Origin of the sequence: Shewanella sp. TC10, from assembly GCF_009663145.1 — a bacterium.
GTDB lineage: Bacteria > Pseudomonadota > Gammaproteobacteria > Enterobacterales > Shewanellaceae > Shewanella.
Genome location: NZ_VKHR01000040.1, coordinates 41170 through 51312, shown reverse-complemented (window position 1 = coordinate 51312; position 10143 = coordinate 41170). Strand labels below are relative to the sequence as shown.

10 protein-coding genes and 1 pseudogene are annotated in these 10143 nt (G+C 39.9%); 1 reads left to right on the top strand and 10 read right to left on the bottom strand.

Going from position 1 to position 10143, the window contains the following annotated elements; genetic code table 11:
* Nucleotides 1-347: 347 nt before the first annotated feature.
* The 5 genes and pseudogenes from lepA to rpoE form a co-directional block, all read right to left on the bottom strand.
* Nucleotides 348-1355 (bottom strand): annotated as a pseudogene (gene lepA, locus FNZ24_RS14195) (translation elongation factor 4); the annotation flags it as partial.
* 141 nt (nt 1356-1496) lie between these two features.
* Entirely contained in the window at nt 1497-1964 is a 468-nt protein-coding gene (locus FNZ24_RS14190; RefSeq protein ID WP_153915379.1) for a SoxR reducing system RseC family protein, read from the bottom strand.
* Nucleotides 1965-2033: 69 nt separating this feature from the next.
* Nucleotides 2034-2990 (bottom strand): MucB/RseB C-terminal domain-containing protein, encoded by a 957-nt coding sequence (locus FNZ24_RS14185; protein WP_153915367.1) that lies wholly within the window; start codon nt 2988-2990, stop codon nt 2034-2036.
* A gap of 12 nt (nt 2991-3002) precedes the next feature.
* Nucleotides 3003-3623: a sigma-E factor negative regulatory protein gene (locus FNZ24_RS14180; protein WP_153915365.1), complete on the bottom strand. Its 621-nt coding sequence runs from the start codon at nt 3621-3623 to the stop codon at nt 3003-3005.
* A 25-nt stretch (nt 3624-3648) separates the two neighbouring features.
* Nucleotides 3649-4227, bottom strand: coding sequence for an RNA polymerase sigma factor RpoE (gene rpoE, locus FNZ24_RS14175; protein WP_153915363.1), 579 nt, complete (start codon nt 4225-4227; stop codon nt 3649-3651).
* A gap of 224 nt (nt 4228-4451) precedes the next feature.
* Here rpoE and nadB point away from each other — a divergent pair, with 224 nt between their 5' ends.
* Entirely contained in the window at nt 4452-6065 is a 1614-nt protein-coding gene (nadB, locus tag FNZ24_RS14170; protein WP_153915361.1) for an L-aspartate oxidase, read from the top strand.
* A gap of 113 nt (nt 6066-6178) precedes the next feature.
* On the opposite strand, the gene FNZ24_RS14165 is transcribed toward nadB, so the two are convergent.
* The 5 genes from FNZ24_RS14165 to nhaA form a co-directional block, all read right to left on the bottom strand.
* Entirely contained in the window at nt 6179-6592 is a 414-nt protein-coding gene (locus FNZ24_RS14165) for a protein YgfX (protein WP_153915359.1), read from the bottom strand.
* 66 nt (nt 6593-6658) lie between these two features.
* Nucleotides 6659-6907, bottom strand: coding sequence for a succinate dehydrogenase assembly factor 2 (locus tag FNZ24_RS14160; RefSeq protein WP_153915357.1), 249 nt, complete (start codon nt 6905-6907; stop codon nt 6659-6661).
* Nucleotides 6908-6938: 31 nt separating this feature from the next.
* Nucleotides 6939-7871, bottom strand: coding sequence for a transcriptional activator NhaR (nhaR, locus tag FNZ24_RS14155; protein WP_153915355.1), 933 nt, complete (start codon nt 7869-7871; stop codon nt 6939-6941).
* 27 nt (nt 7872-7898) lie between these two features.
* Entirely contained in the window at nt 7899-8288 is a 390-nt protein-coding gene (locus FNZ24_RS14150; RefSeq protein ID WP_153915353.1) for a hypothetical protein, read from the bottom strand.
* 13 nt (nt 8289-8301) lie between these two features.
* Nucleotides 8302-9480 carry a Na+/H+ antiporter NhaA gene (nhaA, locus tag FNZ24_RS14145; RefSeq protein WP_153915351.1) on the bottom strand — a complete coding sequence of 393 codons (1179 nt, stop codon included), beginning with the start codon at nt 9478-9480 and terminating at the stop codon, nt 8302-8304.
* Between the last annotated feature and the right edge of the window lie 663 nt (nt 9481-10143).

Below are 10143 nucleotides of genomic sequence, written 5' to 3'. Positions count from 1 at the left end.
GGTATACATAAGCTTATGAAAAATATGTAACTATTCTGCATCTGGTACTTTYWTARGCTTATGTATACCCATGATACTTAAATATACAAAGTCAGCAAGGCAAATAGTGCTAAGATGCTAGGCATAAAATTGAAGTATAGTTATTCTACATCGATATTTTATAACAACGCAGATTGGCGCTATTTGATTTGCCCAACGGGGCGCAAGCTCGAAAACCACTGCTACGTTGTAAACTTTGAAAAGTGAATAACAATTACCTCAGCTTACGCCTTGCATTGTTATCCGAGCTTGTGCCTGACAAAGCATCTTGAGGTAACATGGGTATATATTGTAGTCATCGGCTGASCAAAACCTAGCGCAGACGATGATTCTGGCTCGAAGAATAATGAAGCATCATTCAAACTCAGTTTATTCAAGGCTTCACGGAAGTTTTCAAATTCATCGGTAGAAATTGGGAATACACCCGCATAAACCTGCGGCGTCACCTTTTTAAAACCAGGTAACGGCTCTTCTGCACCATTTTTTGCGTGTGTGAGCGTATCACCAACAGGTGCGCCATGGATCTCTTTAATACCAGAGATAACAAAACCAACTTCACCCGCTTTTAAGTCTGGAGTGTCTGTTTGTTTTGGCGTAAAAATACCTACTCGATCAGCGTTATAGTTCTGACCTGTAGACATTACTTTAAATTTGTCGCCTTTCTTCAGTACGCCATGCTTAATACGTACTAATGAAACCACGCCTAAATAGCTGTCAAACCAAGAATCAATGATCAAGGCTTGAAGTGGTGCGTCTGCATCGCCTTCCGGCGGTGGAATGTCTGAAACAATCGTTTCTAACACATCTTTGATACCGATACCTGTTTTTGCAGAACAACGAACCGCATCCATGGCATCAATACCAACAATGTCTTCGATTTCTGCTGCAACGCGATCAGGATCTGCTTGCGGTAAGTCAATCTTATTTAAGATTGGTACCACATCAAGATCCATTTCTAACGCTGTATAACAGTTAGCAAGTGTTTGTGCCTCAACACCTTGACCAGCGTCAACAACAAGCAATGCACCTTCACAAGCAGCAAGAGAACGAGAGACCTCATAAGAGAAATCGACGTGACCAGGCGTGTCAATGAAGTTTAATTGATAAGTTTCGCCATCTTCAGCTTTATAATCGAGTGTAACACTCTGTGCTTTAATGGTAATACCACGCTCACGCTCGATATCCATAGAATCAAGCACTTGAGCGGCCATTTCACGGTCTGATAAACCACCACAAAATTGGATAAGGCGATCTGACAAAGTTGATTTGCCGTGATCGATATGAGCAATAACTGAGAAGTTTCTAATGTGTTTCATTTGGATGAAATGACTACTACTAAAATGATGAAAATAATGGTGCCAAATTGTACCTGAATAAGGGGTTAATACCAATCAGAATCAATAGGTCAATGGAAATCAATCTAAAAAGGCTTAGTTTTTATGGAAGATTTTGATGTTTTAGCCGCGATGTAAACTGACAGCTTGGCCTAAATAAGCCGTAATAACCGGAGTGGAAGACTTTTCTAATTCACTGGCTTGGTGTTTTCCAGCTAGCCAAGCACCAACACCACCAAGGGCTGCAAAAATTATTGAACTGTAATCTGAATTAACCCCTAACAAATCACCTAACCAAAGACCAACTCCCGCGCCAATAAATAGTCCGACTAAAGGCACAATATAAACAAGCATTGCTGCTTTAACGATCACGCTTTCTGGTAACGCTAATTTTAGCAAATCGCCTTTTTCGCAAGGCTTATCACTCTTTAATGAAAAACGCTGACGTTTAATTGAGAAGGCTTTAGCAACCGTTGATGTCCCACAGTTTTCACTACTTGAGCAATGATTGCAGGCACTTTTAAGTTCTATCTCGACAGTAACCCAACCATCTGGATCATAAGCTGTCACAGTCGCAACTTCTTCCAGTATTGATTTGTTCAATGCTGGTTGAGGTTGATTCGAAGGTGGCTGTTTAGCAGGAGATTCTGACATATTAGCTTATTTTAAGATAAGACTTTTGGCGATTCGGTTTAGTGTGTCAGCAGGTACTTTACCCACAGCGACAACTTCAACGTTACCAACTTGCTCCACAACCATAGATAAGCCATTTCGAGTAATGAGTTCGTCCGGCATTGGGCTATCCCCCATACGAGCAACATAAACGGAAATATTGACTAGGCCATCACTTAAAGCAATATACTCAACAGATTCATCACTACCGATTAAACGGTGATGATCTTTCACTAGCATATGAAATCCAGCAGGCAGCCAACTGAATTCCCAATTTTGACCTTTAATCCGCTCAGCAGGGTTCATTACAGGAGGCAATCCCTGTTTTTCAGCTTCAACGAGAATTTGGGCAGGTTCATTAAGTTCAAGTAACTCAATCACCATCATTTGTTCAATCAACTGTTTATCTTGATTAACCATGTCATATCGAAGCGGTAAACGCGTGTCCATATCAATCCATACTTGTGACATAAAACGATTGTCATCCACTGGAATGATACGGATCATCTGTCCAGGTCGCCCCGCAATTCGACTGCGTCCACCTAAAACAAATTGGTAGCCCTTTTCTAACGAGCTTACATCCGTTGCGAATATCGTCGGCCATATTCCCTGAATACGAGGGGCATTAATACTGTAAGCAGGTTGGTCATGTTCAATAAAAGTCACTGTATCCGCAACTCTTACTGCATTTTTAGGAGGACCATTCAAGTATTCTAAAAAAGCGACTTCTTTATTGTTTACTGTACCGTGAAGGTAAACAAGTGGACGGATATGATCCGCTTGAAGTTGGATAATAGAGGATTTGTACTGTTTGGTTTGTAGCGCTTGGCTCATACTTTCAAGCCAAGCTTTTGCAGACATTTCTTCTTCGGCAATGCTTTCAGCATTACTATTGGCATACGTAGGGAATGCCAATACAACAAGGGCTAACAGGATTAGACGCAAGCTAACTCCGAATTAATTATTAACGTTTTTATCAATACCGTCATTGTGCTGTACAACTACACCAGAATTCAACCTTTGTTGTAGCATATGGTCTTGAATGTATGAATTAATTCTACGACGTTGTTGAACAACATTGTCATTACTCACACTTGATTGATTTTGCACTGCGCCAGTTTGTAGGCTTACTGGAGATGCTGTACCAACTAAAGGACGTGTATTTAACACTGGTAATGGCGAATCAGCATTTTGCTCTTGGCCATAATTTTGTACACCGACAATAGCTACCATCGCAACGGTTGCAGCAATTGCATATTGGCCGAATTGTTTGAAGAAAGGTACCACATTATCTTTCTTAACTTCAGGGGCAACAGTGTTCTCTACTTTATCATGAGTAGATACAGTTTCTGTTTGAGGTGCCATTATCGCAGGCTCTAACTCAATAGCAGCTGCAATGTTTGCAGTAAGATCTAAATCAATTGTCTGCGGTAACTCACCGCGCATTGCATCACCAATCATATGATAGTTTTGCCATTGCTTGTGTGAGTTTTCGTCTGCTGCGAGTTCCGCTAAAGTTTTAGCATCAACTTCGCCATCAACTGCTGATGAAACCCATTCTTGACCTGATTTAAGCATTTTTCACCTGTGTCAATAAAGACTGTTACTGTTCCAGCAAAGGCTGGAGTTTCTTATCGATTGATTCCCTAGCGCGGAAGATTCTTGATCTCACCGTACCAACAGGACAATCCATGATATTGGCAATATCTTCGTAACTCATACCATCAAGTTCACGTAGAGATATTGCAATCTTTAATTCTTCTGGCAACGTTTCTAAGGTTTCAAAAATCACCTTATTAATTTCATCTGACAAAACTAATCGTTCTGGAGATGCAAATTCTTTCAACGCATCACTGCCTTCGTAATATTCAGCTTCTTCAGCATCAACACTGTTTGCCGGTGTTTTTCTGCCTTGAGAAACCAAATGGTTTTTTGCAGTGTTTACTGCAATGCGATACAACCATGTGTAAAAAGCGCTTTCACCCCGAAAATTTGGTAATGCACGGTAAGCTTTAATAAAGGCTTCTTGTGCCACATCAGCGATGTCAGCTTGATTTCGAATGTAACGTGATATCAAGCTCATTACTTTATTTTGGTACTTCTGAACTAACAGATTAAATGCGTTTTTGTCGCCACGCTGTACACGCTCAACTAACTGTTGATCACTTATTTGTCCACTCATCCGAGCCGACTACTCCTAAATCTATAATACTGATTTCTCAGTCGCTCGAATCATATTCACAATAAAGTAGACTCGCATGCTTTGAAAAAGTTCGATATTGAATGAAAAAAATTTAATTTTTTATAATTAATGGCTAAATATCGCTTAATAGTAATGTCTCAGTACCCAATAAAGCGGTTTTGTTTTACCATTATAGAACCATATTAAGTCACCCATGATACCTTATGAAACAAGCAGTTGAACACCAATCTGATATTTTGGTTATTGGTAGTGGTGCTGCAGGGTTAACCCTAGCACTCCATCTAGCTGAAAAGTCTAAAGTTATTCTTCTTTCGAAAGGCCCATTAGCTGAAGGCTCTACCTATTATGCCCAAGGTGGAATAGCCTCCGTTTTTGATGAATCAGATACAATTGAGTCCCATGTAAGCGATACATTAATTGCAGGTGCGGGGCTTTGTGACAAAGAAGTGGTGACTTATACAGCTGAAAATGCCAAAGCTTCAATGCAATGGTTAATTCAATGCGGTGTTGCCTTTGATAAAGAAGAAACTGCAGATGGTGACCAAAGTAGCGCCCCTTATCACCTAACTCGTGAAGGCGGCCACAGCCACCGTCGTATTTTGCATTCAGCTGATGCTACAGGAAAAGCTGTGCAAACGACCTTGCAAGATCAAGCCCAAGCTCATCCTAATATTCAAGTATTAGAGCGTTATAACGCCATTGATTTGATCACGACTCGAAAACTTAACAGACCCGGTAACCGAGTCGTAGGCGCTTATGTTTGGAATCGCGATGCTGAGCACGTAGAAACAGTCACAGCCAAATTTGTTGCGATTGCAACAGGCGGTAGCTCTAAAGTTTATCAATACACATCTAACCCTGATATCGCAAGCGGTGATGGTATTGCCATGGCATGGCGTGCAGGTTGCCGCGTAGCGAACATGGAATTTAATCAGTTCCATCCAACATGTTTATACCATGCCGATGCACGCAATTACCTGTTAACAGAAGCATTACGTGGTGAAGGCGCTTACCTTAAGCGCCCTGATGGCACACGGTTTATGCCAGAATTTGATGAACGAGCGGAACTTGCACCGCGGGACATCGTGGCTCGTGCAATCGATTATGAAATGAAGCGTTTGGGTGCAGATTGCTTGTACCTTGATATCAGTCATAAACCCGCAGACTTTGTCATTAAACACTTCCCAACTATTCATAAACGCTGTTTAGAGTTTGGTATTGATATCACTACGGATCCAATCCCTGTGGTTCCCGCCGCGCACTATACTTGTGGTGGAGTGATGACTGACCTACATGGGCAAACAGATATTAATGGTTTATATGCCATCGGTGAAGTGGCCTATACCGGTCTACATGGTGCTAACCGTCTTGCCAGTAACTCATTATTAGAATGCCTCGTGTTTGCACGTGCTGCAGCTCACGATATCGAAAGTTTACTCACTAAAATACCTGCGCCAGGGCCTGTTCCTCACTGGGATGAAAGTAAAGTCAGTAATTCTGATGAAGAAGTCGTCATTGCGCATAACTGGCATGAGTTACGTCTCTTTATGTGGGATTACGTCGGCATTGTGAGAACCGATAAACGTTTAGAACGTGCACTGAGACGCTGCGCTATGTTGCAACAGGAAATTCAAGAGTATTACAGTAATTTCCGAGTCAGTAACAACTTATTAGAATTAAGAAACCTGGTTCAAGTTGCTGAGCTTATCATTCGCTGCGCTATGGAGCGAAAAGAAAGTCGAGGGCTGCACTACAATGCTGATTATCCAGAGCTTTTAGATAATCCTCAGCCAACGATTTTACAACCTGAACGATAAAGTGTCTGAGACAAATACTGATACTGATACTGATAAATATGACTTATTTAACAGTATCAGTTATTTTAAAACTCATCTGATTTACCAAAGCTCTGGCGCTTCACTTTCAATTCTCACTCTGCTTTAAACTTCACTAATAAACGGCAAAGCTGCCTGTAATGTTCATCGCTCAACATGTCACTCCACACAATAAGTAATTGCCTTTTGTTATTTACTGCTGCAGATTCAAACTCGATAAACATAATACAAGCAAATACTGTCACTATAGGCTGACGCCAAAGTATGAACGTTTGATTGTTCAACTTACCATTGCCAGCATCATAAAAATTGAAATCGTATTGCCACAATTTAAGCTGCAATAAATGTCTGCTAAAAAAGAGCACCGCAATGACTAAAACCAGCCAGTAAACTAGCTTAAAAATAATAGATTGATTATCTGGCCAAAGTAAAAAGCTGGTTAAGCACACACATATCAGGACGATGTGAGATAGGAATTGATTGAAAGAGGCGCGTAATGTTACTTGCATAAATTAAGCGCCACTTCCCGCTTGATTAAGCTCAAGCTAGAAAGGTATGTAAAAAACCGAATGAAGTTAAGGCTGCGGACGACCACGAACCGTATTGACCATTTCACGCATTGCATTATTCGGACATACTTCATGGCCCATAAACCATGCAAAAAGTTCTGGATCTTCGCAGGCTAATAAATCAATAAAGGTCTGCTTGTCGACATCAGAAAGAGATTCGTAATGTTTATCTACAAAAGGCTGAAAAAGAACATCTAACTCTAACATTCCTCTACGACAAGCCCAGCGAACTCTAGCAATATTCATTAATTCCAACGTTCTTCTCCTAACATCTTCTAAGGATATTTTATCTTTGATGTGAACTACGATGTTCTACATCTTGTATCTCTGGATCCACACCGGCAAACAAATCTGTAAAATCAGTTTCAAGTAATCGCTGAACTGCGGGATGTTGGATCATCCTTTCAGCAAACATGACATGATACTCTTCTTTGATATCGTCAGTTTCACCAATTAAAACCATACCTTGAGAAAGTATATCATGACGATAAATTGAAGGAGCAACAAATATACCGCGCTTGAATAGACCGAAAGCCTTCATCATCGCAGCATCATCAAATTCACCTAAAATACTGACCTCGAGATTCTTTTCAGCAAACCATCGATGCAGTTGCTGCCCAAGTGATGTTCCCTTACCTGGGATCAATAACTTGTCTTGCTCTAAACAAGCAGGAAAGTCTAATGAAGGCTTAGAGGCTGCAAAAAAACTAATGCCACACTCACCTAGCTTTTTAGACAAAATCTCAGGGTATTTGAGAGACTCACCTGCTGAATCAGACAAGATCATATCTAGTTTATGTTCACGCAAACGTTGGATTAGGTTTTCATGGGTAGATTCATAACAACTTAGGTGCATCGAACCGTCATTAGGGATCACAGTTAATAATACCCGACTCGCTAATGCTTTAGATAAAGCTGCCGCGAAACCGACTTCAAAGAGAATGGATTCATCTTTTTGGTATGCCAATAAGTCCAACATTTCATAGCTGAGACTAAACATTTTATCTGCATAGCGAAAGACTAATTCGCCAAGTTCGGTGGGTTCTAACGAGCGTCCTACACGTTTAAAAAGACTGCCATGGAGACGTTCTTCTAAAGCGCGGATTTGACCTGTAATAGTTTGTGGTGCGAGGCATAAAGCTTCGGCGGCCTTAGCCACCGAACCTTTTTTTCTAACCATCCAAAAATAATATAGATGGTTATAATTTAAATGTTGCATTCATATAAACCAGCTAAGAAAGTTGGCTTATTTTAATCGCTGACAGTCCAACAAGCTATCAATTAATATCGATAGTTCATCTAGATTAGTCACGTTTTTTGCTGATGCTTGTTCTTGAATAGCTAAAACGATTTCATCTTTATGTGGAACTCTGTCAGCACAAAAACTGCGGTTAGCCTCTTGATATCGCTTACCTGCACGATACATAAGAGCACGAGACTCGTATCCATCAGCCTCTTCTAAACGGTTGCCCGATGCATCAGAGTGATACATCAAAGCCCCATCTACAATACCATCTAAGTAACTGGTACATTCTTTAGATTCAACATCTTTAAGACATTGATCGAATGTTGTCGCTTGTACTGGCACAGTCGTTACACCCATTGCCAAGGCTAACATCAGCAGTTTTGTTTTCATTTTTACTCCAGTACTACTTAGCTTCAGCTTCAGCTTTAGGAAGTACTTTATCTAGCCATACGTAACCGATAACTGCGGCTAACATAGAGCCCATCAAGATACCTAAGCGAGCATAGTCACCTAATTGCTCTGGGGCAGTTTCAAATGCAAGTGAAGAGATAAACACAGACATAGTGAAACCAATACCACACATGATCGATACTGGAATAATCTGGCTCCAGCTAATACCTGGTGGTAATTCTGCTAACTTCAACTTAACTGCAACATAGCTAAACAACATTACACCCACTGGCTTACCAAGTAACAAGCCTAAGATAATACCGATAGTTACAGGCTCAGCAAGTGAACTTAAGCTCATTCCTGATAACGATAAACCAGCATTAGCAAATGCAAACACAGGTAGAATGAAGAATGTACTCCATGGGTGCAGAGAGTGCTCCAAGTGCTCAGATGGCGATGAGCCGTCTTTCGCTCGTAACGGAATACAGAATGCGATAATCACACCAGCAAGTGTTGCATGAACACCAGATTTCAGTACCGCAACCCAAAGAATCACACCTAATAAGCCATAAGGAATGAGTGAACTAACTCCTTTGCGGTTAAGTGCAACCATCAGTGTAATTGAAATTGCTGCAACAATTAGGCTTGTCATTGATAAATCAGCACTGTAGAACAAGGCGATAATAACAATAACACCTAAGTCATCCATAATAGCCAGAGCTAATAAGAACACTTTTAGTGCTACAGGCACACGGCTACCAAGTAGAGCCATAATACCTAATGCAAATGCAATATCAGTCGCAGCCGGAATTGCCCAACCAACCTGTGTAACAGGATCTGAATAGTTGAATGCTAGATAGAATAATGCAGGGAATACCATGCCACCAACTGCGGCAAACGTTGGCAGTGAAGCTTTAGCAACACTAGATAATGCACCTTCTAACAATTCACGTTTTACTTCTAAACCAATTAGCAAGAAGAAAAGCGCCATTAATCCATCATTAATCCAAAGCAACAAAGGCTTATCGATATCTAATGAACCTATACGTACTTGGACTTCTGTATCAAGAAAACCACTGTATAAACCAGCTAATGGCGAATTTGCCATTAACATAGCCAGCACTACAGAGACCATCAAAATGATACCTCCTGCAGATTCTTGACTTAAGAAATTCTTAATTGCACGTTCCATACTTTACTCCATAAAAAACAATTAAATTGATTCTATCTAAAAATCTCAAACAATCATAATCGTTAGTTTCGCTCTAAACACTCGGTTTTTCCGAGGTATTAAACCACACAGAGAGAGACCTATCACACAAGAGGCAACAATTGAGACCTAGATCAACATTAAAGCTAAAGCTTGCACACAAAACTCGATTAAACGCATATATATTTAGCTGAGCAAAAAGTGGGCGAATGATAAAATAAAATACATCTAACTAAATTAATTGACGATAAATTGACAAATCTCTGATTTACTTTTAGTAAAAGAACAATAACCTAATTAAAAACCAATCTAAGTTATGAGCTTTAATTTAGCCTACCAAATATAAAGTGCATAAATATTAAAGTCACTGAACAAATAATTAAGAAAATTTCATCAATAAGAAACACAGTTTAATGAATCAACAAGCTTTTTTAGCTTAATCACAAAACTCAGTCGATACATTTGCTGTCAGAATGTAATTTTATATATTTGCACTTAATTCTAGACAATATTTACGTAGTTTCTAGGAAGCACTGATGTGTTTGAGTACAATAATGAATTGAACATGCTATGGGTGATTTACTATTTAACAAAACTATAAGAATCGAACAGTGAAATCTATGTTTTAAAGTCTATTTTTTAAAG

Excerpts from the sequence above, each read along its gene's own strand:
- FNZ24_RS14150 (WP_153915353.1), bottom strand. The coding sequence starts at position 8,288 with ATGAAAACAAAACTGCTGATGTTAGCCTTGGCAATGGGTGTAACGACT.
- nadB (WP_153915361.1), top strand. The coding sequence starts at position 4,452 with ATGAAACAAGCAGTTGAACACCAATCTGATATTTTGGTTATTGGTAGT.
- rpoE (WP_153915363.1), bottom strand. The coding sequence starts at position 4,227 with ATGAGTGGACAAATAAGTGATCAACAGTTAGTTGAGCGTGTACAGCGT.
- FNZ24_RS14165 (WP_153915359.1), bottom strand. The coding sequence starts at position 6,592 with ATGCAAGTAACATTACGCGCCTCTTTCAATCAATTCCTATCTCACATC.
- FNZ24_RS14180 (WP_153915365.1), bottom strand. The coding sequence starts at position 3,623 with ATGCTTAAATCAGGTCAAGAATGGGTTTCATCAGCAGTTGATGGCGAA.
- nhaR (WP_153915355.1), bottom strand. The coding sequence starts at position 7,871 with ATGCAACATTTAAATTATAACCATCTATATTATTTTTGGATGGTTAGA.
- nhaA (WP_153915351.1), bottom strand. The coding sequence starts at position 9,480 with ATGGAACGTGCAATTAAGAATTTCTTAAGTCAAGAATCTGCAGGAGGT.